This is a genomic window from Micromonospora sp. LA-10 (assembly GCF_051853095.1).
GTDB classification, from domain to species: Bacteria; Actinomycetota; Actinomycetes; order Mycobacteriales; family Micromonosporaceae; genus Micromonospora; species Micromonospora echinospora_A.
Genome location: NZ_CP195710.1, coordinates 799,398 through 822,163, shown reverse-complemented (window position 1 = coordinate 822,163; position 22,766 = coordinate 799,398). Strand labels below are relative to the sequence as shown.

The window sequence follows — 22,766 nt, the reverse complement described above, 5'->3', positions numbered from 1 at the left end:
GGTGACTGAGCGTGTCCGATCCGGACGGCGTCGTCACTGGGTACGGGTACTCAGCGCAGTACCGTTCCGTCGCTCATGTGCGGGCGTCGCGGCGCCGACAGGATTCTTGTCATGGCCGAGACGCTGCACCGACACGCCGCTGCACGTACCGTCGACATGCCGCTGCCCGCCGAGGCCGCGCTGGCCCCCGCCGGCCGCGCCGTCGCCGCGATGGCCCGGCTCATCGCCCACCACCCCGCCGGCTGGCGGTGGCTGGCCCGGCGCCACCACCCGGTCCTGGACCGGCTCGCCGCCGCGAACGCGCGGTCGACCTGCGTGCGGGCCGCCCGGCGGGTGCCCGCCTACCAGGCGTTCCTGCGGGCCCGCCCGGGCGGGCTGCGCCGCCGGCTGCGGGACTTCCCGGAGACCGACAAGCGCGGGTACGTGATGGCGTACGACTCCTCCGCCCGGTGCCGGGACGGACGGCTGCCGGAGCGGGGCGTGGTGGTCGACGAGTCGGCGGGCTCGTCCGGGCGGCCGTTCAACTGGCCGCGCGGCGAGCGGGAGCTGCGGGCTGTGCACCGCGACATCGCCGGGTACACCGGGCTGGCGTTCCCGATGCGCCGCCCGTTCGTCATAAACGCGTATTCGATGGGCGCCTGGGCGACCGGCACCACGACCGGCGCGGCGATGGCCCGGATCGCAACGGTGAAGAACACCGGCCCCGACCTGGGGAAGATCGTGGACACGCTGCGCGAGTTCGGCCCCGGCCACGACTACCTGGTGACCGCGTACCCGCCGTTCCTCAAGCACCTGCGGGACCGCCTCGACGCCGAGGACTTCCCCTGGTCGCGGTACCGGATCTTCGCCAGCTGCGGCGGCGAGGGGATGACCGAGGCGCTGCGCGACTACCTGGAACAGCGGTTCGTGCGGGTGCGCTCGGCGTACGGGGCGTCGGACCTGACCATCGGCATCGGCGCGGAGACCCGGTTCACCGTATGGCTGCGGCGGCGGCTGCGCACCGACGCGGGACTGCGCGCGGAACTGCTCGGCCGCGGCGAGCAGCGGCTGCCGATGGTGTTCCAGTACAACCCGTTCGCCACCTACCTGGAGACCAACGAGCGGCGGGAACTGCTCTGCACCGTCACCGGCCCGCACGTGCTCCAGCCCCGGCTGCGCTACAACGTCGGCGACGAGGCGCTGTTGGTGCCGTACCGGCGGATCGTGGAACTGGCGCACGCCGACCCGGTGCGCCGCGCCGAGTTCCGTACCGCGGTGTCCGAGGAGCGGATGACGCTGCCGCTGCTGCTGTTGTTCGGCCGCAGCGACTCCACGGTGTCCTACCTGGGCGCGAACCTCTACCCGCAGGACGTCGAGTACGGCCTCTACACCGGCAACCCGTACGCCGCCGAGATCAGCCGGTTCTGCCTGGCGCTGCAGGAGGACGCGACGCTGGAGACCCGGCCGGTGATCCACGTCGAGCTGCGCCGCCCGCTGGACGCCGCGGCCCGCGCGGCGCTCGCCGACGCCTGCCGCGACGGGGTACGCGCGCACCTGACCTCGGTGTCGCGGGACTTCGCGCAGTCCCTGGTGGAGGACCCGACCGCCGGTGACCTGCGGGTCGAGCTGCACGAGCCGGGCGGCGGCCCGTTCGCCGGCATGGAAAAGCTGAAGAACGTCTACCTGGTGAGGTGAGCGATGCGTACCCGTGACTTCTCCCGCGCCCCCGCGCAGGCCCGCGCCGGCGCCATGTTCATCGGCGCCACCCGGTACGCGAACCCGCTGGTGCTGCTGCGCCTGGCCCCGGACTGGATCCGGATGGTGCGGGACATGCGCCGGATGTCCGGCTACTGCTGGCACACCGTCTACTGGCAGTTCCCGCTGACGCTCGGCACCATCGCGTTCTTCACCGACCGGGACGCGCTGCTGCGCTTCGCCCGCACCCGGCACCACCGCAAGCTGATGATGTGGCTGACCGACGGCACCCGCAACGCCACCGCCGGCTTCATCCGCCTCTACACCGCCTCCCCGGACGGCTACTCCAACGGCGCGTGGCGGGCCGAGGACGGCGCGATGGGCCACATCGAGCAGTTCACGCCGCTGGGCGCGGAGACGACCGGGCCGGCGGTGCGCCGGTGACCGGCCACCGGTTCGAGCGGGTCACCGGCCGGCGTGGCCTGCGCGACTTCCTCACCCTCACCGACTGGCTGTACGCGGGCGAGCCCCGGTACGTGCCGACGCCCCGGCAGCAGATCCGCCGCTGGTGGCGCGACGGCGTGCCGATGTACGTGCTGCGCGACGCCGCCGGCGCCGTGGCCGGGCGGACCACGTTGCACACCGACGCGGACCTCGACGCCAAGCTGGGCCGCCGGTGTCAGCTGTTCGGGCTGACCGAGTTCACCGCGCCGGCCGCCGGGCCGCTGTTCGACGCGATCGCCGCGCACGCGACGCCCGGCCGGGATCTGCTGTTCGGGCCGGTGGCGCTGCTGCCCAACCAGGCCGGGGGAGTGATCACCGCCGGGTACGCCGACCGGGGTTTCGTGGACAGCGCCTGGAACCCGCCGTACTACCCGGACGCCTACGAGGAGAACGGGTTCACCAGGCGGTTCGTCTCCGACACGTGGGTCTGCCCGGTGCCGCCGCCGGTCGGGCAGCCGCCCGCGATGGGGGTGCAGCCGGACGGCGCGCGGCTGGAACTGCACCACGGGGACACGCGGCGGCTCGACGCGCAGCTCGACCTGCTGCGCGGGATGCTCAACGACTCCTTCGCCCAGCTCGGTTACTACACGCCGATCTCGGCGGCCCAGCTGCGGCGGCAGACCGACGGGCTGGCGTATCTGCTCGACGAGTCGCTGCTGCTCTACCTGACCCGCGACGGGCACCCGGTGGCGTTCGTGCTCTGCGTGCCGGACATCAGCGACTTCCTGGTCGCGGTGCGCGGCGACCTGAACCCGGTCAACCAGCTGCGGCTGCTGGCGACCCGCCGCCGGTACCGGCGGGAGGCGGTGCTGATCGTCAAGGGTGTGGTGCCGCAGTTCCAGGGGCGCGGCTACCAGCGGCTGCTGTCCGAGCACCTGCACCGCAACCTGCACGACGGCGGCTACACGGCGCTGCGCAGCACGTACGTCGGACGCGACAACCCGGCGTCGGCGGCCCAGTACCGGCGCCTCGGCGGACGCCCGCTGCACGGCTATACGTTCTACGCCAAGGAGCGGTGAGCATGGACCTCGCCGCGTTCCGCGCGCTGGAGCCGCTGTGCTGGCGGGCCCCGAGCGCCCACAACACGCAGCCGTGGCGGCTGCGCTACGAGCACTGGGCCGTCACCGTCGGCTGGGACCCGGCCGACACGCTGCCGGCGGGCGACCCGACCGGCCGGGATCTGCGACTGTCGCTGGGCGCGTTCGTGGAGACCTGCCTGATCGTCGCCGCCGACGCGGGGCTACGGCTGGACTGGGCCGCCGACCACGACGAGGCGGACCGGCGGGTCGGACGGCTACGCCCGGGACGGCAGCCGTACCGCACGCCGTTCCGCGCCGCCGACGTGCGGGACCGGCGTACCCACCGGGGCCGGTTCACCGGCGGCCCGGACGCCGGCGTGGTCGCCGCAGTGGACGCGGTCGTGCGGCGGGCCGGTGGCGCGGCCCGCGTCGTGCCGGCGGCCGGACGGCTGCGCGCGCTGCTGCGCACCGCCGACCAGCGGGTGTACGCCGAGCCGGCGGTGGTCGCGGAGCTGCGCCGCTGGCTGCGCCTGGACCGGGCGTGCCCGCGCTACCGGGCCGACGGGCTCAGTGACCGCTGCCTCGGGCTGGGCCGGGCGGCGGCCACCGGGCTGCGGGCGGCGCTGGCCGCGTACCCGGCGTTGCGCCCCCTGGGGCTGCCGCGCCTGCTCGCCGCCGGCGACGATCCGCTCGCGCGCGGCGGCGGCGTGCTGGCGCTGATCGCGCCGCCGGACCTGGACGCGGCCGGGCAGGTCGAGTTCGGACGGGTGCTGATGCGGGCGTGGCTGACGTTGCACGCGGCCGGACTGGCCGCGCACCCGCTCAGTCAGCTCGTGGACGTGGCCGAGACCCGGGACGCGCTCGGGACGCTGCTGGACGTGGCGCCGGAGCGGATCGTGCACGTGGCCCGCGTGGGCCGGCCGGCCGATCCGGCACCCCGCTCGGCGCGCCGGGTGCAGCACGGATCATCCCTGTTAGCGGTAACACCCCTTGACGCGGTGTCACTTCATCCATGAGAGTCCATGTTGGCTCACGTGTCGCCCGGTCGGGAGCCCTGGGCGCGGAGTGGCAGGAAACGGCGTCCGGGCGCGCGAGGCAGTTCTGTTAGCGATAACAGGACTGCGTCACGCGCCCGGACCCGCCTCTGATCCGCGTGGTTGGGAGAAGAACCATGTCTGAAGTGACACGACGAAACGTCATCAAGGCCACGGCGGCGGGCGCCGGCGCCGCGCTGGTGCCGGCCGCCTGGAGCGCCGCCGCCCGCGCCGGCTCCGCGGCACCGGCGCAGGTGCTCGCCGCGAACGACCTGGCACTCTGGTACGACGAACCGGCCGGCACCGACTGGCTGCGCGCCCTGCCGATCGGCAACGGGCGGCTCGGCGCGATGGTGTTCGGCAACATGGACACCGAACGGCTCCAGCTCAACGAGGACACCGTGTGGGCCGGCGGCCCGTACGACTCGGCGAACACCCGGGGCGCGGCCAACCTGGCCGAGATCCGCCGCCGCGTCTTCGCCGACCAGTGGACCTCGGCCCAGGACCTGATCAACCAGACCATGATGGGCAGCCCCGGCGGTCAGCTCGCCTACCAGACCGTCGGCGACCTCCGGCTCTCCTTCGGGTCGGCGAGCGGGGCGACGCAGTACAACCGGACGCTCGACCTCACCACCGCCACCGTCACCACCACGTACGTGCTCAATGGCGTACGGCACCAGCGGGAGGTGTTCGCCAGCGCCCCCGACCAGGTCATAGTGCTCCGGCTGACCGCCGACCGGGCGAACGCGATCACGTTCTCCGCCGCGTTCGACAGCCCGCAGCGGACCACCGTGTCCAGCCCGGACGGCGCGACCATCGCGCTCGACGGTATCTCCGGCTCGATGGAGGGCGTCAACGGCTCGGTGCGGTTCCTGGCGCTGGCCAACGCCGCCGTCACCGGTGGCACGGTCAGCAGCTCCGGCGGCACGCTACGGGTGTCCGGCGCGACAAGCGTGACGGTCCTGATCTCGATCGGGTCCAGCTACGTCAACTACCGCACCGTCAACGGCGACTACCAGGGGCTCGCCCGCAACCGGCTGAACGCCGCCAAGAGCGTGGGCGTCGACCAGCTCCGCACCCGGCACCGCGCCGACTACCAGGCGCTGTTCAACCGGGTGACCCTCGACCTGGGCCGCACCGCCGCCGCCGACCAGCCCACCGACGTACGGATCGCGCAGCACGCGAGCACCAACGATCCGCAGTTCGCCGCGCTGCTGTTCCAGTTCGGGCGGTACCTGCTGATCTCCTCGTCGCGGCCGGGCACCCAGCCGGCGAACCTCCAGGGCATCTGGAACGACTCGCTGACGCCGTCCTGGGACTCGAAGTACACGGTCAACGCCAACCTGCCGATGAACTACTGGCCGGCCGACACCACGAACCTGTCCGAGTGCTTCCTGCCGGTCTTCGACATGGTCAAGGACCTCACTGTCACCGGCGCGCGGGTCGCCCAGGCGCAGTACGGCGCCGGTGGCTGGGTCACCCACCACAACACCGACGCCTGGCGGGGCGCGTCGGTCGTGGACGGCGCGTTCTGGGGCATGTGGCAGACCGGCGGGGCCTGGCTGAGCACGCTCATCTGGGACCACTACCTGTTCACCGGCGACAGCGGATTCCTCCAGGCCAACTACCCGGCCCTCAAGGGCGCCGCCCAGTTCTTCCTCGACACCCTGGTCGCCCACCCGACGCTCGGCTACCTGGTGACGAACCCGTCGAACTCGCCGGAGCTGGCGCACCACGCGAACGCGAGCGTCTGCGCCGGGCCCACGATGGACAACCAGATCCTGCGTGACCTGTTCGACGCCGCGGCCCGGGCCAGCGAGGCGCTCGGCGTCGACACCACGTTCCGGTCCCAGGTGCGTACGGCCAAGGACCGGCTGCCGCCGAGCCGCGTCGGCTCCCGGGGCAACGTGCAGGAGTGGCTCGCCGACTGGGTGGAGACCGAGCGCACCCACCGGCACGTCTCCCACCTGTACGGACTGCACCCCAGCAACCAGATCACCAAGCGGGGCACCCCGGCGCTGTACGAGGCCGCCCGTAAGACGCTGGAGCTGCGCGGCGACGACGGGACCGGCTGGTCCCTCGCCTGGAAGATCAATTTCTGGGCCCGGCTGGAGGACGGCGCCCGCGCCCACAAGCTCCTGCGCGACCTGGTACGCACCGACCGGCTCGCGCCGAACATGTTCGACCTGCACCCGCCGTTCCAGATCGACGGCAACTTCGGCGCCACCTCGGGCATCGCCGAGATGCTGCTGCACAGCCACACCGGCGAGCTGCACCTGCTGCCCGCGCTGCCGACCGCCTGGCCCGCCGGCCAGGTGGCGGGGCTGCGCGGCCGGGGCGGCTACACGGTGGGGCTGGCCTGGAGCAACGGCCAGGCCGACGAGATCAGCGTCCGCGCCGACCGCGACGGCACGCTGCGACTGCGGTCCCGGCTGTTCACCGGCAGCTTCACCGTCACCGACGTCACCGACGGCAGTACACCTGCCACCACCCGGCCGGAGTCCGACGTCGTGGCGCTCACCGTCCGCGCCGGCCACACCTACCGCGCGGCCCGGCCGGGCGTGACACCGTCGCCGACGGTGACACCGACGTCCTCGCCGACTCCGACTCCGACCCCGACGCCGACTCCGACGACCAGTTCGCCGGCGCCGTCCGGCGCGCGTGCCACGTACGCGGTCACCGGCTCCTGGTCGGGCGGCTTCCAGGCCGAGGTCACGGTGACCGCCGGCGCCACCGCGATCCGCGGCTGGACGGTGTCCTGGACGTTCCCGAACGGGCAGGTGATCAACCAGATCTGGAGCGGCACGCACACCCAGAACGGCGCGAACGTGACGGTGCGCAACGTCGACTACAACGGCTCGGTGCCGGCCGGCGGCTCCACCACGTTCGGCTTCATCGGCACGGCCGGCGGTGCCAACAACCCGCCGACCAACATCACCTGCACGACCACCTGACCGCCCGCGCGGCACGTCCCCGCCGCGGCCACCCGGCCGGGGCGGGGCGTGCGGCCGGTCAGGCCAGCAGCGTCTCGCGCAGCCGCGCGCCAAGATTGAGCTCGCCGACCACCCGGGGGCCGGCCGGGTCGTACACGGCGATGCGGTGGTTGCGGCGCATCATCTCCCGCACCGCCGGCGGCAGCCGGGGCGGGTCGTCCATCGTCGCGAGCACCCGCGCGCCGGTGTCCGTCAGCCGCTCCACGAGCGACGCGCTGTCGGTGTCCACCCGCACCCGGCCGAACTCCCAGCCGACGGTGGTCAGGTCGAGCACCTCGAACAGCCGCGTCACGAACGGCTGCGGGTCGGTCACCTTGTCCAGCCGGTCGGCCCGCCCGCCGACCGCCGCCACGGCGCCGGCCACCTGCGCGTACGGGTGCAGCCCGCTGGGTAGCGCGCCGAGCGGCCAGCGCAGCGCGGGCCCGGCCTCCTTCCACAGGGGCCGGTAGTTGCGGCGGTGCACAAGCAGCCGCCTCCCGGTACGCCGGAACACCTCCTGCGCCTGGCACTGCAGGTCGGCGTGGGCCTGATCGGCGGCCTCGCAGACGATGCCGGCGGCCACCACGAGACCGTCGTCATCGGACAGCAGCCGGGTGATCGCGTCCACCTGGTCCGGGAACCGGAGGCGGGCGTGCGCCCCGTAGGACTGCCGGACGTCCCGCAGCAGCTCCTGCTGGCGTGTGGGGTCCAGTTCGACCCGTCCGCCGCCGAGCAACCGCTGGAGCCAACCCATCGCGCCTCGCTTCCGTCGCGGTCTGCGGACCGGGCAATGCTAGTTCGTCGGCCGTTGCTCGTATGGTGACGGGGTGACGGATCGATCCCTGACCCTGATGGCGGTGCACGCGCACCCCGACGACGAGGCGACGAGCACCGGAGGCGTCCTGGCCCGCTACGCGGCCGAGGGCGTCACCACGGTGCTCGTGACGTGCACCGACGGGGGGTGCGGCGACGGTCCCGGCGGGATCAAGCCGGACGACCCCGGGCACGACCCGCAGGCCGTGGTCGAGATGCGCCGTGCCGAGCTGGCCGCCAGCTGCGAGGCGCTCAAGGTGACCCACCTTGAGACGCTCGACTACGGCGACTCCGGAATGATGGGCTGGGCGACGAACGACGCGCCCGGCGCGTTCTGGAACACGCCGGTGGCCGAGGCGGCCGGCCGGCTGGCCGAGCTGATCCGGCGCTACCGCCCCGACGTCGTGGTCACCTACGACGAGAACGGCTTCTACGGCCACCCCGACCACATCCAGGCGCACCGGATCACGATGGCCGCCGTCGAGCAGACCGGCATCCCGGCCAAGGTCTACTGGACCACCGTGCCGCGCAGCGCGTTTCAGCAGTTCGGCACCGTCATGCGCGAGATCGGGGTGGAGTTCCCCGAGCCGGAGGCGACCGACGAGATGCCGGCGCTGGGCCTGCCGGACGACGAGATCACCACCTGGGTCGACACCCGCGGCTACGGCGGGCAGAAGTTCGCCTCGCTGGCCGCGCACGCCAGCCAGGCGGAGAACATCTTCTTCCTGCGGCTGGGGCAGGAGCGGTTCACCGAGCTGATGGGCATGGAGACGTTCGTGCGCGTACGGGACACCACCGGCGCGCCGACGCCGGAGGACGACCTGTTCGCCGGGCTGCGCTGAGCGGCCGCCGGCCCGGTCCGGCGTGTCGTCGGCCGGGCCGCTCATCTCAGGCCGCGACGGTCTGCGCGGCCAGGTGCGCGAGCACCACGCGGACGTCGCCGCCGGTGTCGGCCATGACCTGACGCTGCCGGGTGGCGCCGGTGCCCTCGTGGCGTACCCGGTCCATCTGGTGCCGGACCAGGTCCAGGTCGCCGTGGCGGGTCAGCGCGGGCGTGACGAGGTCGAGCATGTCGCCGACGAGGTCCCAGGCGGGCCGGGGCCGCCCGGCACGCAGGTCGATCAGGTCACCGTCCACACCGTCGTGTGCGGCCCGCCAGTGCGCGGCGGCGACCAGGCAGTCGCGGATGCGCTGGGCCGGCACGCCGTCGCGTACGTCGCCGATCGCGGTGGCGACCAGCGCCCGGACCAGCCCGGCGATCAGGACCGTGTCGTCGACTGTGGGGCAGACGTCGCCGACGCGGATCTCCACTGTGGGGTACGACGCCGACGGGCGGGCGTACCAGTAGACCATCGCGGCGTCGAGCATGATGCCGGCGGTGATCAGGTCCCGGACCGTGGCGTCGTAGTCGGCGGCGGAGTGGAAGTGCGGCGTCGGTCCGATGCTCGGCCACCGTTCCAGCTGCATCGAGCGCCAGCTGGCGTGCCCGGTGTCCCGCCCGTCGTGCAGCGGCGAGTTGGTGGTGAGCGCCTGCACCACCGGCAGCCACGGACGCAGGTGGTTGCAGACCTGCACGGCCAGCTCCCGGTCGGGCACGCCGACGTGCACGTGGCAGCCGCAGACCGCGGGATCGTGGGCCACCGGGCCGAACCGGCGGGACATGTCGTGGTAGCGCTGCTCGTCGGGCACGGTGCGGTGGGCCTCGCAGACCGGCGTGGCGCCGACGGCCACCAGTCGCGCCCCGGCCGCCCCGGCCGCCCGGGCAGCTGCCCGGCGCAGCGTGACCAGGTGCTCGCGGAGCTGACCGAGGTCGGGGCTGACCGGGGTCACCATCTCCACCATGCTGTGCCGGAACTCCTGCCGGCTCTGCTCTCGGGCGGTTCCGGAGAGCGCGTCGCGGACCCGGTCGGCGACCGGCATGCTCTCGCCGGTGACCGGGTCCAGCAGCAGGAACTCCTCTTCCACCCCGAGGGTCAGGACGGTGGGGATCTCCGGTGTCGGGGTGGTGGCGGTGGTGGTGGTGGGCCGCGGCCTCACCGACGGCTCCACCGGCACGGAACGGTCGGCGTGTCGTCGTGAGGCGGAGTCATGTCTCGACGGTACGAGGCCGGGGGCCGTCCCGAGGCCGTTTCCGCCGACCACCGCCCCCGCGGGTGGCGGGGGCGGTGGGGTCGCTCAGCAGTCGTAGTACATGGCGAATTAACCGCGCATGGCGGCTGACCTGGGGGAGGGGCGTCGATCAAGCCGCTGAGCAGGCCGTATGCCGTATATCAATTTCCATCGTTATCCACTGTTTCCAGGCGGCATCTGTACCCCTCGTGTACCTAATGATCATGGGGTGGTGTTGTGCGAGCGGTTCCGATGTTGACCGGTGTGGCATCCCGTCGCGGTCTGGTGGCCTCCGGTGTGCGACGGGTACCCGGTCGCTGCCGGGGCATCCCAGAGTCGCCGAGGGTTCGGGGCGAGTAGCCCCGGCCGCCGGAGGCTATCCGCGGGTCGTAGGGCCGGAGGCCCTATCCGCCGGAGGCATCATTCCGCCCGGTCTCCTTGAACCGTGGCGGCAGCGGCCAAACGGGGGTGAACGTATCGTCTTGCCGGCCCGGTCCCAGCGCTCGGCTGAGATTGACGTACACCGGTCCGTAGGACGTGTCCAATCGCCAGTCGCCCCCTTGTGCTCCCGGGCTGCTCGCGGCGTTGGTGGACCTACCGGATCCGCGCGCCCGCCGGGGAGTACGCCACGCGCTGACCAGCGTGGTCGCGGCGGTGGTCTGCGCGGTGGTGGCCGGCTGCCGCTCGTACGCGGCGATCGGTGAGTGGGTCGCGGACCTACCGGCGGACACCGCACAGTTTGCTGGGTATCGACCCGCAGCGGCGTCCGTCGGAGGCAATGCTCCGCCGGCTGCTACAGGCGCTGAATCCGGACCAATTGACCGCGGTGATCGCCGCGTGGCGAGACGGTCGGCGCGTAGCAGTCGCGCCACGTGCTGCACGAGTTCCCTGGGGACGTCGAGGATGGCACGATAAGCGATCACGCGGGGTCCTTCCTGGTATCAGATTCCGTCGCAAGAACCTGTCTACCGGGGGCTGGTCGAGATCACCCCATTGACGACAATCCTGGCGCTGCCGTCCTTGCGGGGCCGTCGATCTTCGGATAACCTGACGTCCACTTCAATACGGGGAGGTTGTTTTGGTTATGGGCATGCGTAAACGGATAGGGTCTTACGTATTCGCGGCTATCGCGGCCTGCGGGATTTTCCTGTCAGTTTCTGTGAGTCCGGCTGCGGCTGGGACGTGTAGTACCCCGGGGTGTGGGGGTGTTGTCACCAACGGGGCATCGCAGAGCATCGCGGTCGCCAACTGCTGGTCGGGTACGGGCACCCGGAACTACAGCACTAATCTGCCGTCGTCGTGGTGCCCGAATGGTTGGAGCACCACCAAAGCTGGCGCGATGATGAACCTTGGCCGGGGCGACAGCACGTACGGGTATTCGAAGTATTACGACACTGATGCGTTCCGCGTTTATGCGGGTTGTCGGGTTGTCGGTAACTGGGGCGGCGCGAGCGGTTCGCAGTTCGTTTTTGACAGGCGAGGACTTTCCAGTATGTGGGTCAAAATTACCGACTGGGATAACGCCTACATTCGTAGCATTACCTGTTAGTGAAAGCTGACCACCTTATGCGCTGCGACAGTTTCGACGTGTGGATTCCGGCGGCTCTGCATTTGTAGGGTGGGCCGAAGACGGGCGAATCAGGGTCAGTAGATGCGTGCTGGCACTGGTTCGCCCGTCGCGTCTGGTCGCCTGACCTAGTGCCTCGTCATGCAGCCTTGAACGGGTAATCCGGGTGCCGGATCTTGGAGTTGGTCGCGTATCCGGTTTTCGGGTTGGCGCCGTTGGTTGTGCCAGCGGATGTAGTCGCCGATCGCAGTGTCTTGTTGGGTGTGGGTGCGGTGGTCGGTGCCGTTGAGCGCGAAGTAGCGCAGGGCGGTGAACTCGGCTTCGATCCAGTTCAACCAGGAACTGTAGGTCGGCAGGAGCACCAACTCGGCCTGGTTGGCGGCGCACCAGGCCCGGACGCTGGGATGCTTGTGCGGGGAGAAGTTGTCCAGGATCAGGTGCAGCGCCTGGCCGGGCCAGCGCCGGCGCAGGCTCTTGAGGAAGTCCAGGAACTCACCCGAGCGTTTCCGGTCCCGGATCCGGTAGTGGATCTTCCCGGTGGACAGGTCAAGGTTGGCGATCATGTGCCGGGCACCGAGGTCACGGTGATAGGTCGCCCGCAGGCGGACCGGCCGGCCCTGCGGTTTCCACGCTTTACCGGACCGTGGTTGCAGGTTCAGCGAGTGCCCGGGAAGCCGTCGGGCTGCCGGCGCGGTGGGGGATTCACGGACTACGGCACCACTACGCGACGGTCCTGATCCACGCGGGCGCGTCGGTGAAGACGGTGCAGCTCGCGTTGGGGCACAGCACACCGACCATCACGCTCAACACCTACGTGCACGAGTGGCCGGACGTGCTCGACCGGACCCGGCTGCTCATCGACGGTGCGCTCGGCCAACACGAAACGGCGGCCACGCCGGCTGTGAGCCGGGCATGACCGCCGTCCGTGAGGTTGTACCCAACCTGTACCCAAGATCAGTAGTGATCCTGTTGGTCCAGGTCAGAGCCTTGATCAGGCTCAGCAGTCGTAGTACATGGCGAACTCGTGCGGGGTCGGGCGCAGGCGCACCGGGTCGACCTCGTTGGCCCGCTTCCAGTCGACCCAGGTGGAGATCAGGTCGGCGGTGAAGACGTTCCCGTCGAGCAGGTAGTCGTGGTCGGCCTCCAGCGCCGTCAGCGCCTCGGACAGGGAGCCGGGCACCTGCTTGACGTCGCCCCACTCCTCCGGCGGGAGGTCGTAGAGGTCCTTGTCGATCGGCGCCGGCGGCTCGATCTTGCTCTTGATGCCGTCGAGACCGGCCATGAGCATCGCGGAGAAGGCGAGGTAGACGTTCGCCGACGGGTCGGGGACCCGGAACTCGACGCGCTTGGCCTTCGGGTTGCTGCCGGTGACCGGGATACGGGTGCACGCGGAGCGGTTGCGCTGCGAGTAGACCAGGTTGACCGGCGCCTCGAAGCCGGGGACGAGCCGGCGGTAGGAGTTGATGGTCGGGTTGGTGAAGGCCAGCAGCGAGGGGGCGTGGTGCAGGAGGCCGCCGATGTACCAGCGGGCGGTGTCGGACAGGCCGGCGTAGCCGGTCTCGTCGTAGAACAGCGGTTCGCCGCCGCGCCAGAGGCTCTGGTGGGTGTGCATGCCGGAGCCGTTGTCACCGAAGAGCGGCTTGGGCATGAACGTGGCCGTCTTGCCGTGCGCCCACGCCTCGTTCTTGATCAGATACTTGAAGAGCTGGAGCTGGTCGGCCGAGTGCAGCAACGTCGAGAACCTATAGTTGATCTCGGACTGCCCACCCGTGCCGACCTCGTGGTGTGACCGTTCCACCGTGAACCCGGCGTCGACCATCCGGCGGACCATGCTGTCGCGCAGGTCGGCGTAGTGGTCGACCGGCGGCACGGGGAAGTAGCCGCCCTTGTAGGCGGTCTTGTAGCCGCGGTTGCCGCCTTCTTCGATCCGGCCGGTGTTCCAGGCGCCCTCGATCGAGTCGATGTAGTAGAACGACTGGTGGGCGGAGGTTTCGTGGCGGATGGAGTCGAAGATGTAGAACTCGGCTTCGGCGCCGAAGTAGGCGGTGTCGGCGATGCCGCTGGCGGCGAGGTAGGCCTCGGCCTTCTTGGCGACGTTGCGGGGGTCGCGGGAGTAGGCCTCGCGGGTGAACGGGTCGTGGATGAAGAAGTTCAGCGCGAGGGTCTTCTGGGCCCGGAACGGGTCGATGAAGGCGGTGGCGACGTCCGGCAGCAGGAGCATGTCGGACTCGTGGATGGCCTGGAACCCGCGGATCGAGGAGCCGTCGAAGGCGAGGCCGTCGGTGAACACGCTGTCGTCGAACGACTCGACCGGCAGGTTGAAGTGCTGCATCACGCCGGGCAGGTCACAGAAACGTACGTCGACGAACTTCACGTCCTCGTTGGCGAGGTATCGCAGGAGTTCCTCGGAATTGGCGAACACACGTCCTCCTGGCAGGCGTCGTTGATCCTGGCCACGTCCCGTGGCCGGACCGCCCGGGGACATGGCCCGTACCGCCACCGTACGACGGCTCGCCGCGCCCGGCTCGCCAACCGCCCATCCGGGTTTCCTGCGCCACACCCCGGGTAGTCCGCTTCCCCGGCGGACCGCCCGGGGGAGACGACGCGGCGGGAGGTTGGCATGGTGGGTGCTCCGCGACTGACCGGTGGGCGCTGAGATGTGCGGGATCAGCGGTGAGGCCAGGTTCGACGGGGCCACCCCCGACACCGACGCGGTGAACCGGATGACAGCGGCCATGCGTTCACGCGGCCCGGACGGCGAGGGCGCGTGGGACGACGGCTGGGTCGCGCTGGGGCACCGCCGGCTCACCGTCATCGACCTGTCCGAGGCCGGCGCCCAGCCGATGGTCCGCGACGACCTCGGGCTGGCGCTCGTGTTCAACGGCTGCGTCTACAACTACCCGCAGCTGCGCGACGAACTGCGCGCCGCCGGGCACACGTTCCACAGCACCAGCGACACCGAGGTGATCCTGGTGGCGTACGCGCAGTGGGGGGAGCGGTTCGTCGACCACCTGGTCGGCATGTTCGCCGTGGCGCTCGTGGACCGGCGGCGCCGGCGCCTCGTGCTGGCCCGCGACCGGCTCGGCATCAAACCGCTGTACCTCGCCGAGTCCCCGGGCCGGCTCCGGTTCGCCTCCACGCTGCCGGCGCTGCTGGCCGGGGGCGACGTCGACACCGGCATCGACCGGGTCGCGCTGCACCACTACCTGTCCTGGCACTCGATCGTGCCGGCGCCGCGCACGATCCTGCGCGGGATACGCAAGCTGCCCCCGGCCACCGTCCGGGTGGTGGACGCCGACGGGCACAGCAGCGAGCGCGTCTACTGGCGGCCCGAGTACCGGCGCGACAGGGCCCACGACGGCATGGACGCCGCCGACTGGCGGGCCGCCGTCGGGGACGCGCTGCGCACCGCCGTACGCCGCCGGCTGGTCGCCGACGTGCCGGTCGGGGTGCTGCTCTCCGGCGGCCTCGACTCCAGCATGATCGTCGCGTTGCTCGACGGCGCCGGCCAGCACCACCTCCAGACGTTCAGCATCGGCTTCGACAGCCGCGGCGACGAGGCCGGCGACGAGTTCCACTACTCCGACCTGGTCGCCCGCGCGTTCGGCACCGACCACCACCGCATCCAGCTCGCCGACGGCGATCTCGGCCCGGCCGTACGCGCCACAGTGGCGGCCATGACCGAGCCGATGGGCAGCCACGACGTGGTGGCGTTCCACCTGCTCTCCGAGCAGGTCGCCCGGCACGTGAAGGTGGCACAGTCGGGCCAGGGCGCCGACGAGGTGTTCGCCGGCTACGGCTACCACCACCGGCTGGCCGACGCGGCCCGCGAGGACGCCGCTACCGAGTTCACCGCCGCGTTCTTCGACCGCGACCACGCCGGGCTGAACCGGGTGGTCGACCCCGCGTACGCCTGCGATCGGGACGCCAGCGGCGAGCTGGTCGCCGCGGACCTGGCCGCGCCCGGCGCCCAGACCGCCGTGGACGCGGTGCTGCGCCTGGACACGCACCTGATGCTGCCCGACGACCCGGTCAAGCGGGTCGACAGCATGAGCATGGCGTGGGGGCTGGAGGTGCGGACGCCCTTCCTGGACCAGGACCTGGTGACGCTCGCCGCGGCCTGCCCGCCCGAGCACAAGCTGGCGCAGGGCGGCAAGGGCGTGCTCAAGGAGGTGGCCCGGGAGGTGCTGCCCGCCGAGGTCATCGACCGGCCCAAGGGCTACTTCCCGGTGCCGGCGCTGCGCAACGTCGACGGGCCCGTGCGAGAGTTGGTGGTCGAGGCGCTCAGCGCGCCCGAGGCGCGCCGGCGCGGGTTGTTCCGCCGGGAGTACGTCGACGAGCTGCTGGCCGAGCCGGATCGGGCACAGGCCGCCGCCGGCAGCAACAAGCTGTGGCAACTGGGCCTGCTGGAGTTGTGGTTGCAGTCGCACGGCGTGAGCTGAAGGGCCGGCCGGCCCGCGGCGGCGAGAGGAGCATGGTGAAGTTCGTCATCGAGAGCGAAGCCGACGGCACCGTGGGATTCACGGTGGTCGGCGGCGACGGACGGGTGCTCGCCACCGGGCAGCCCTGCCCGGACAAGGGCGCCGCGCTCGCCGCGGTGGGGGAGATGATGCACGCGCTGGGTGACGCCTGCATCGAGGACCGGACCGGGGCGACCGCCGGGCCGGTGGCCGGCACCCGGACCGAGATCGGCGACGACATGTCGGACATCGGCCGCTCCGGCATCCCGCCGGTCTGAGGCTGCTCCTCTTCGGCCGCCGGAACCCGCCCGGTCGGCCGGGCGGGTTCGCGCGCTCACTGCTCGTCGTCGAGCACGTCCGTGTGGCCGTCACGGGTGACTGTGGGCGGCAGATGCTCGTCCGGCTGGGGCGCCTCGGCCAGCGTGTGGTGCGGGTCGCCGTCGGGCGAGAACAGCACCCGATCGGTCTTGCGGGTCTTCTCCTGCTCCTCCTCCGGCTCCGTCACCGGGTTCTCCCTCCGCTCACCGGCGCCCCGGGCAGGCCGCCTCGCCTCACGCTATGCGTCGGACGGGCCCCGGGAGCGGGTTTCCGCCCGACGGCTGCCCCGCGGTCGCAGGTCTGGCCGGTCGCGGTCCGAACCGTGCGATCGACTGAGGCTCGCGCACGCCGTCGTGGCCGGCGTGCCGGCGTGCCGATGTCCGACGCCGGCCCCTGGTCGTCCCGCCGCGTCGGCGGTCGCCGTCACGGAACGTAGTGCCGGAGCTGCGCCCGCGTGGTTCACCTCGGGCCACTTTGCTCTGCAGCCATCGGCGCGGCGATAACTCACGGCTACCGCTGCGTATGAGGCTGCAGAGCAAAGTCGCCGAAGAGGCAACAGCGTCGCCGGCGGCCAGTTGAGCAATTTCCCTGCCCAAGTGCGGTGCCCGCGAAAAGGCGGTGCATTCGCTCGGGAAACCGCTCCTCACTCACTGTGACGACATGCTGGATCAGGGTCGAGGTGACGGAAAGTCACGACTCGGTTCGGGTGCGGTTCGCCTGAGGCCGGTGAAGGCGGCAGCCGGAGTAGGGTCAGGCGGCCCGCCAGTCGCGGACCAGGGCGGCCACGGTGGCGTGCCGCGCGGCCGGGTCGGCGCGCGTGGCCCGATCGACGACCGCGCGTTGCGCGGTGGTGCCGCGCCAGCCGGACGGGCCGTCGAGCAGGTGGTGCAGCGTGCGGCCGAGCGCGTGCACACTGGTGCGCTCGTCGATGGTCGCGCCCCGGGTCAGCTCCTCCGGCGACATGTAGCGGTGGGACCCGGGCAGCCGGTCGGAGTCGAGCACGAACGCCCCCGGCCGGTACTCGTCCAGGTCGATCAGCCACATCCGGCGGGCGTCGAAGTCGTAGAGGAAGCAGCCGTCGTACAGGTCGACAGCGACGTACCCGGCCGCGCTCACCGCCACGTGCACGTCGAGGATCGCATCCAGCGCCGCGCGTACCTCGGCGACCGGGAGCCGCTGGAAGCGGGCCAGCCCGCTCCGGTCGCTGCCGTGGACGGTGGCGTGGTTGAGCACGACCCCGTCGCGCCACGGGTACACGACGGTCGGGCCGTCGGCGCCGTCGCGTACCAGCTCGGGCCGCACGAGCGCGGGGTGCCGGACCGCGGCGTGCAGGCCCAGGGCGCGCGTCAGCGACACCCGTGCCGCGGCCGTCCCGGCCCGCTTGACGAACCAGCGCCGGCCCGCCGACTCCACGCCGTAGGAGACGCACCCGGAGTCCTGGTCCCCGAAGACCACGAACGCGGCGGCCGGATCCAGATTCCACACGCGTCGAGGCTACGACGAAACGGGACCGCACCGGTCACCGCAGTCAGTCCACCACCTCGATGACGTCCGCCGGCGCCCGGCGGGGCGCGGGCGGCAGCTCGGCCTCCGGACCCCAGCCGACGCGCACGACGAGGTACGGGTCGCCGATGTCGGCGAGCAGCTCACGCATCATGCGGCGCGGCCAGGCCAGCTCGACGGCGTCGCTGAGCGGCGCGCTGGCCAGCCCCTCGGCGGTGGCGGTGAGCAGCAGCGCCGACAGCGCCTCACCGCCGCGCAACCAGGCGGCCGGCTCGTCGCCCTCGCCGAACAGGATCAGGTACGCCGCGCCGCGGTCGAAGTCCGTGCCCGCGCTGAGCCCCGCCGCCCCGCCGGGCGCGTAGTCACGCAGCGGCACCCGTCGTGGGGAGGGCCGCACGGCGGTGGTGGCGGGCACGCCGTCGCCGCTGCCCGGCGGCCGGTTGGTCCACCGGTTCAGCTCCTCCCGGTACGCGGGGTCGGCCAGCTCCGCCTCGGCGGCACGGCCCGTGGACACGGCGAGCATCGGCATCTGGTCCGGCCGGACCACGTGCAGGTGGGCGCCCTCGCCTTCGACGGCGTCGCCGAGCCGGGCCAGCACCGCCTCCGGCACCGGCCGGTCGCCGTACGCCCGCCGGTCGGTGCGGCGGCCCGGGATCGCGTCGACCAGCCGGCCCGCAGGCACGTCCAGGTCGGTCGGGCCGGTCGTGCGCAGCCGGGCCAGCAACGACGGGTCGGCCGGGTCGGGCAGCCTCTCGACCGCCGCCGCCCAGCCGAACGCCGCCAGCGACACGCGCGCGTGGTGCAGGGCGGCGCCGCAGCTCAGCATCAGCAGCCGGCCGTCCGGGTCGGTGTGGGTGAGCTGCCGGTCCGGCTCGGCGCGCAGCTCCAGCGCGTCGCCGGTGATCCGCCAGCGCCAGGGCTGGGTGTTGAACACCGACGGGGCGTGCAGGGACTGCCGGGCGGCCGCCTCCAGCACCCGTACCCTCGGGTCCTGGTCGGTCGATGCGCTGTTCATGGCGGCCCTCCTTGCTCGCTCGTCCCCTTCCGACCCTGCCCGCCGCCGTCGCGGGCGGACAGGGCCGGAGGTCCCGGCCGCACCGGGCCGTGCGCCCCGGCGCGGCGTCAGGTGTCGTCCGGCTCCGGGGGTACGGCCAGCGCGATGGTGAGGTCGAGGACCGTGGCGGGGTCGTGCAGCCGGTCGCCGAACAGCTCGCGGAGCTTGCCCATCCGATAGCGGACGGTCTGCGGGTGCACGAACAGGTCGGCGGCCACCTCGTCGCGGCGTCCCTGGTGCAGCAGCCACGACCGCAGTGTCTCGGCCAGCCGGTGCGCGGTGGCCGGAGGCAGCGCGGCCAGCGGCGCGAGGGCCTGTGCACGCAGGTCGGCCAGGGCCTCCGGGTCCATGCTGAGCAGCAGCGTGGCCAGGTGACGCTCGGTGTCGACCGGTCCGGCCTCCGGCTCGCCGAGGTCGAGCGCGAGCGCCCGGGTGGCCCGCTGGTACGACGCGGCGACCCGGTGCCAGGGGCGGGCCGGGCCGAGGACCGCCCGGTGCCCGTGCAGCAGCCGGGTGAGCTGGCGGCGCCGGCCGCCGTGCATGTCCGGCACCAGCAGTACGGCCAGTTCCTCGACCGGGTTCATGCCGGGCAGGTCCTCGCCGCTCTCCAGCGTGTGCGGGCTGAGCAGCGCCAGCACCGCGCGCAGGTGGCGGCGGGGCAGCAGCACCACTGTCAGCGTCTGCGGCGGCGGCCAGTCGGCGCGTTCGGCGCTGCGCCGCAGCGACTCCTCCGGCTCGCCGGCCAGCAACTGCTGGGTGAGCCGTTCCAGGCTGCGGCGGCGCATCCGGCCGGCGCTGGCCAGCTCGTCGGCGTGCCCGGCCACGCTCGCGGCCGACAACTCGTCGATGTAGGCGAACATCAACTCGGCGAACTCGGCCACCGTCGCGGCGGAGAGCCCGCTGCGTACCGTCGTGGTGGACACCTCGCGCCAGGCCACCCGGGCGCCCACCCGGTACGCGGCCAGCAGCGCGTCCATGCTCCGCCCCGAGCGGGCCTCGCCGCTGCCCAGCGCGTACGCGGCCTCCAGGGCCGGGGCCAGGGGAGTGCTCGGGTCGAACGCCTGGGTACCCTCTATGAGCTGGAGGAACGTGCCGAGCGCGATGCGTACCGCGTTTTCGATCTTCGCCCGCATGGCGCCGGTGAGCGCGCCGGAGTAGTCCGGCACCTCGGCGGTGATCGCGGAGACGGTCCGCTCGGCGACCATCGGCAGCCGGTTGCGCAGCGTCGCGGCCATCCCGGCCTCGAGGTTGAGGTGCGCGGCGCGCTGCCCGGTGCCGGTCTCCAACGTCATGTTGTTCCCTCCGAACAAAAACCCGCGACCTTTTCACCTTTGTCGGTCAAGATGTTATGCGATCTGGCGGTCACGCTGGTCATATGACCACAACTGCCTCCCGCCGCCCTCAGAAGGTCACCTTCCGGGACAGGCTGCTGCGGCTGGCCGGAGCGGTCACCACGCCGGTGCTGCCCGACGACTACCTCGACCTGATCGCGCCGCTGCGCGCCGGCGCCCCGCTGCGCGGCAAGATCGTCGCGGTCCGCCCGGAGACCCGCGACGCGGCCACGCTGGTGATCCAGCCCGGCCGCGCCTGGCAGGGGCACCTGCCCGGGCAGTACATCCGCCTCGGCGTCGACGTCGACGGCGTGCGCCAGTGGCGCGCGTACTCGGTCACCTCGGCGCCGGACGCCGCGGACGGCCGGATCAGCGTCACCGTGAAGGCCATCCCCGACGGCAAGGTCAGCAACCACCTGGTCCGCCGGGTCCGGCCCGGCACGCTGATCCACCTCGACCAGGCCCAGGGCGACTTCGTGCTCCCGAGCGCGACGCCCGAGCGGGTCCTGTTCGTCACCGCCGGCAGCGGCATCACCCCGGTCATGGGGATGCTGCGCTCCGGGCTGGCCGACCGGGCCGACGTGGTGCTCGTGCACTCGGCGCCCACCCGCGACGACGTCATCTTCGGCGCGGAACTGCGCGCGCTCGCCGAACGCGGCGTGCTGCGGCTGGTCGAGCGGCACACCGACACCGACGGCCTGCTCGACGTCGCCGAACTGGCCGCCCTGGTGCCCGACCACCTCGACCGGGAGGCGTGGGCGTGCGGACCGATCGGCATGCTCGACGCGGTTGAGGGGTACTGGTCCTCGAACGGCCTCGTCGAGCGGTTGCACACCGAGCGGTTCCGCCCGACGGTGATCACGCCGGGCGAGGGAGGCACTGTGACGTTCACCGGAGCAGGGGTGACCGTCGAGTCCGACGGCGCCACCACCCTGCTCGACGCGGGGGAGAACGCCGGAGTGCTGATGCCTTCCGGATGCCGGATGGGCATCTGCTTCGGCTGCGTCGTACCGCTGCGCCAGGGCGCCGTCCGCGACCTGCGCAACGGCGACGTCACCACGGCCGTACCGGGGGACGGCGTGCTCGTCCAGACGTGCGTGTCGGCCGCCGCCGGTACCTGCGACATCGATCTCTGACAGGAGCCACCCAACGTGACCGTCATCCAGAAGAAGGCCGTCAACCCGATCGCCCACCTGAGCGCCGAGGACATCGAGATCATCGGCAAGGAGTTGGACGCGATCCGGGACCGGGTACTCGCCGACCGGGGGGAGCGGGACGCCCGCTACATCCGCAAGGTGGTCAAGACCCAGCGGACACTGGAGATGAGTAGTCGCGCGGTCCTGCTGTTCTCGCTGTTCCCGCCGGCCTGGATCGTCGGCACGGCCGGCCTCACGGTCGCCAAGATCCTGGAGAACATGGAGATCGGGCACAACGTCCTGCACGGCCAGTGGGACTGGATGCGCGACCCGAAGATCCACTCCACCACTTGGGAGTGGGACCACGTCTCCCCGGCCGACCAGTGGAAGCAGTCGCACAACGAGCTGCACCACCGCTACACCAACGTCGTCGGCAAGGACAACGACCTCGGGTACGGCATCATGCGCGTCGACGAGGACCAGCCGTGGCACCCCATGCACCTCGGGCAGCCGCTGTGGAACCTGCTCAACGCCGCGTTCTTCGAGTACGGCATCGCCGCGTACGACATGGAGCTGGGCGACCACCTGAAGCAGCGCAGGCTCAAGGACCCGAAGTTCCGGGCCAAGGCCCGGGCGGTCGGCCGCAAGATCCGCCGCCAGGTGCTCAAGGACTACGTGGTGCACCCGCTGCTGTCCGGCCCGTCGTTCCTGACCACGCTCGCCGCCACGTTCACCGCGAACCTGCTGCGCAACGTGTGGAGCCACTCCGTGATCATGTGCGGGCACTTCCCCAACGGCGTGGAGACGTTCGAGAAGACCTCCATCGAGGGCGAGACCCGCGGCGAGTGGTACCTGCGCCAGATGCTCGGCTCGGCCAACATCAGCGGCAGCCGGCTGCTGCACATCATGACCGGCAACCTGTCGTACCAGATCGAGCACCACCTCTTCCCCGACCTGCCCAGCAACCGCTACCAGGAGATCGCGCCGCAGGTGCGGGCGCTGTTCGACAGGTACGGCCTGCACTACACCACCGGCCCGCTGCCCAAGCAGGTCGCCTCCGCCTGGTGGAAGGTCATCCGCCTGTCGCTGCCCAACCGCAACGACAGCCGGCAGCCGGTCGCCCCGGCCCAGCTCGCCTCCTCCGGCACGGCCTGACCCGCCCGTTCGGTGCACGGCCGGTGAACTTCCACCGGCCGGCACCTGACCATCCGCTGCACAGTCGGCATCCGCGCAGCTCAGAGCCGGTTTCGCGGCCGTCGAGACAGCCCCGCG

20 protein-coding genes and 1 pseudogene are annotated in these 22,766 nt (G+C 71.9%); 13 read left to right on the top strand and 8 right to left on the bottom strand.

Annotated features, from left to right (window positions below; all coding sequences use genetic code 11):
- The first annotated feature begins 111 nt into the window (after positions 1–111).
- The 5 genes from ACSDG8_RS04000 to ACSDG8_RS03980 all read left to right on the top strand — a co-directional run bounded on the left by ACSDG8_RS04000 (position 112) and on the right by ACSDG8_RS03980 (position 7,185).
- The gene (locus ACSDG8_RS04000; RefSeq protein WP_210891083.1) at positions 112–1,674 is read left to right on the top strand and encodes a phenylacetate--CoA ligase family protein; all 1,563 of its coding nucleotides are present in this window, start codon (positions 112–114) and stop codon (positions 1,672–1,674) included.
- A gap of 3 nt (positions 1,675–1,677) precedes the next feature.
- The gene (locus ACSDG8_RS03995; protein ID WP_210891085.1) at positions 1,678–2,118 is read left to right on the top strand and encodes a DUF4188 domain-containing protein; all 441 of its coding nucleotides are present in this window, start codon (positions 1,678–1,680) and stop codon (positions 2,116–2,118) included.
- Positions 2,115–3,197, top strand: a complete 1,083-nt coding sequence (locus ACSDG8_RS03990; RefSeq protein WP_210891087.1) for a hypothetical protein — start codon at positions 2,115–2,117, stop codon at positions 3,195–3,197. Before ACSDG8_RS03995 ends, ACSDG8_RS03990 begins: the two co-directional genes overlap by 4 nt.
- Before the next feature lie 2 nt (positions 3,198–3,199).
- Positions 3,200–4,213: a nitroreductase gene (locus ACSDG8_RS03985; RefSeq protein ID WP_210891089.1), complete on the top strand. Its 1,014-nt coding sequence runs from the start codon at positions 3,200–3,202 to the stop codon at positions 4,211–4,213.
- Positions 4,214–4,368: 155 nt separating this feature from the next.
- The gene (locus tag ACSDG8_RS03980) at positions 4,369–7,185 is read left to right on the top strand and encodes a glycosyl hydrolase family 95 catalytic domain-containing protein (protein ID WP_210891091.1); all 2,817 of its coding nucleotides are present in this window, start codon (positions 4,369–4,371) and stop codon (positions 7,183–7,185) included.
- A 58-nt stretch (positions 7,186–7,243) separates the two neighbouring features.
- On the opposite strand, the gene ACSDG8_RS03975 is transcribed toward ACSDG8_RS03980, so the two are convergent.
- Positions 7,244–7,957 carry a hypothetical protein gene (locus tag ACSDG8_RS03975; protein ID WP_210891093.1) on the bottom strand — a complete coding sequence of 238 codons (714 nt, stop codon included), beginning with the start codon at positions 7,955–7,957 and terminating at the stop codon, positions 7,244–7,246.
- Between the two features lie 73 nt (positions 7,958–8,030).
- On the opposite strand from ACSDG8_RS03975, the gene ACSDG8_RS03970 reads away from it, so the two are divergent.
- Complete coding sequence (locus ACSDG8_RS03970) at positions 8,031–8,858, top strand: PIG-L family deacetylase (protein WP_210891095.1); 828 nt, start codon at positions 8,031–8,033, stop codon at positions 8,856–8,858.
- A 46-nt stretch (positions 8,859–8,904) separates the two neighbouring features.
- Here ACSDG8_RS03970 and ACSDG8_RS03965 read toward each other — a convergent pair whose 3' ends face one another.
- Positions 8,905–9,936 carry a glutamate--cysteine ligase gene (locus tag ACSDG8_RS03965; RefSeq protein ID WP_247677983.1) on the bottom strand — a complete coding sequence of 344 codons (1,032 nt, stop codon included), beginning with the start codon at positions 9,934–9,936 and terminating at the stop codon, positions 8,905–8,907.
- 726 nt (positions 9,937–10,662) lie between these two features.
- Between ACSDG8_RS03965 and ACSDG8_RS03960 the strand changes: the two genes are divergently transcribed.
- On the top strand, positions 10,663–11,040 hold the full coding sequence (locus tag ACSDG8_RS03960) for a transposase family protein (RefSeq protein ID WP_307856159.1): 378 nt from the start codon (positions 10,663–10,665) through the stop codon (positions 11,038–11,040).
- A gap of 780 nt (positions 11,041–11,820) precedes the next feature.
- Here the strand turns inward: ACSDG8_RS03960 and ACSDG8_RS03955 are convergent.
- On the bottom strand, positions 11,821–12,294 hold the full coding sequence (locus tag ACSDG8_RS03955) for a transposase (protein WP_247677985.1): 474 nt from the start codon (positions 12,292–12,294) through the stop codon (positions 11,821–11,823).
- A gap of 41 nt (positions 12,295–12,335) precedes the next feature.
- Between ACSDG8_RS03955 and ACSDG8_RS03950 the strand changes: the two are divergent.
- A pseudogene (locus tag ACSDG8_RS03950) lies at positions 12,336–12,455 on the top strand (hypothetical protein); the annotation flags it as partial.
- Positions 12,456–12,608 carry a hypothetical protein gene (locus tag ACSDG8_RS03945; protein WP_307856167.1) on the top strand — a complete coding sequence of 51 codons (153 nt, stop codon included), beginning with the start codon at positions 12,456–12,458 and terminating at the stop codon, positions 12,606–12,608.
- 81 nt (positions 12,609–12,689) lie between these two features.
- Here ACSDG8_RS03945 and glnA read toward each other — a convergent pair whose 3' ends face one another.
- Entirely contained in the window at positions 12,690–14,114 is a 1,425-nt protein-coding gene (gene glnA / locus ACSDG8_RS03940) for a type I glutamate--ammonia ligase (protein ID WP_210891099.1), read from the bottom strand.
- 235 nt (positions 14,115–14,349) lie between these two features.
- Between glnA and ACSDG8_RS03935 the strand changes: the two genes are divergently transcribed.
- Positions 14,350–16,134, top strand: a complete 1,785-nt coding sequence (locus ACSDG8_RS03935) for an N-acetylglutaminylglutamine amidotransferase (protein ID WP_210891607.1) — start codon at positions 14,350–14,352, stop codon at positions 16,132–16,134.
- A gap of 32 nt (positions 16,135–16,166) precedes the next feature.
- Entirely contained in the window at positions 16,167–16,430 is a 264-nt protein-coding gene (locus ACSDG8_RS03930; protein WP_241826423.1) for a hypothetical protein, read from the top strand.
- 56 nt (positions 16,431–16,486) lie between these two features.
- Here the strand turns inward: ACSDG8_RS03930 and ACSDG8_RS03925 are convergent, their stop codons facing one another.
- From ACSDG8_RS03925 to ACSDG8_RS03910, 4 genes are all read right to left on the bottom strand, one after another.
- On the bottom strand, positions 16,487–16,657 hold the full coding sequence (locus ACSDG8_RS03925; protein WP_013285860.1) for a hypothetical protein: 171 nt from the start codon (positions 16,655–16,657) through the stop codon (positions 16,487–16,489).
- 563 nt (positions 16,658–17,220) lie between these two features.
- The gene (locus tag ACSDG8_RS03920; protein ID WP_210942674.1) at positions 17,221–17,955 is read right to left on the bottom strand and encodes a serine/threonine protein kinase; all 735 of its coding nucleotides are present in this window, start codon (positions 17,953–17,955) and stop codon (positions 17,221–17,223) included.
- A 43-nt stretch (positions 17,956–17,998) separates the two neighbouring features.
- Positions 17,999–18,988 carry an Acg family FMN-binding oxidoreductase gene (locus tag ACSDG8_RS03915; RefSeq protein WP_210942673.1) on the bottom strand — a complete coding sequence of 330 codons (990 nt, stop codon included), beginning with the start codon at positions 18,986–18,988 and terminating at the stop codon, positions 17,999–18,001.
- A gap of 107 nt (positions 18,989–19,095) precedes the next feature.
- The gene (locus tag ACSDG8_RS03910; protein WP_210942672.1) at positions 19,096–20,319 is read right to left on the bottom strand and encodes a PucR family transcriptional regulator; all 1,224 of its coding nucleotides are present in this window, start codon (positions 20,317–20,319) and stop codon (positions 19,096–19,098) included.
- A gap of 83 nt (positions 20,320–20,402) precedes the next feature.
- Here ACSDG8_RS03910 and ACSDG8_RS03905 point away from each other — a divergent pair, with 83 nt between their 5' ends.
- Together ACSDG8_RS03905 and ACSDG8_RS03900 are read left to right on the top strand one after the other, a co-directional pair.
- Complete coding sequence (locus ACSDG8_RS03905; protein WP_210942671.1) at positions 20,403–21,494, top strand: ferredoxin reductase; 1,092 nt, start codon at positions 20,403–20,405, stop codon at positions 21,492–21,494.
- 15 nt (positions 21,495–21,509) lie between these two features.
- Complete coding sequence (locus tag ACSDG8_RS03900) at positions 21,510–22,649, top strand: fatty acid desaturase family protein (protein ID WP_210891108.1); 1,140 nt, start codon at positions 21,510–21,512, stop codon at positions 22,647–22,649.
- Positions 22,650–22,766: the final 117 nt, after the last annotated feature.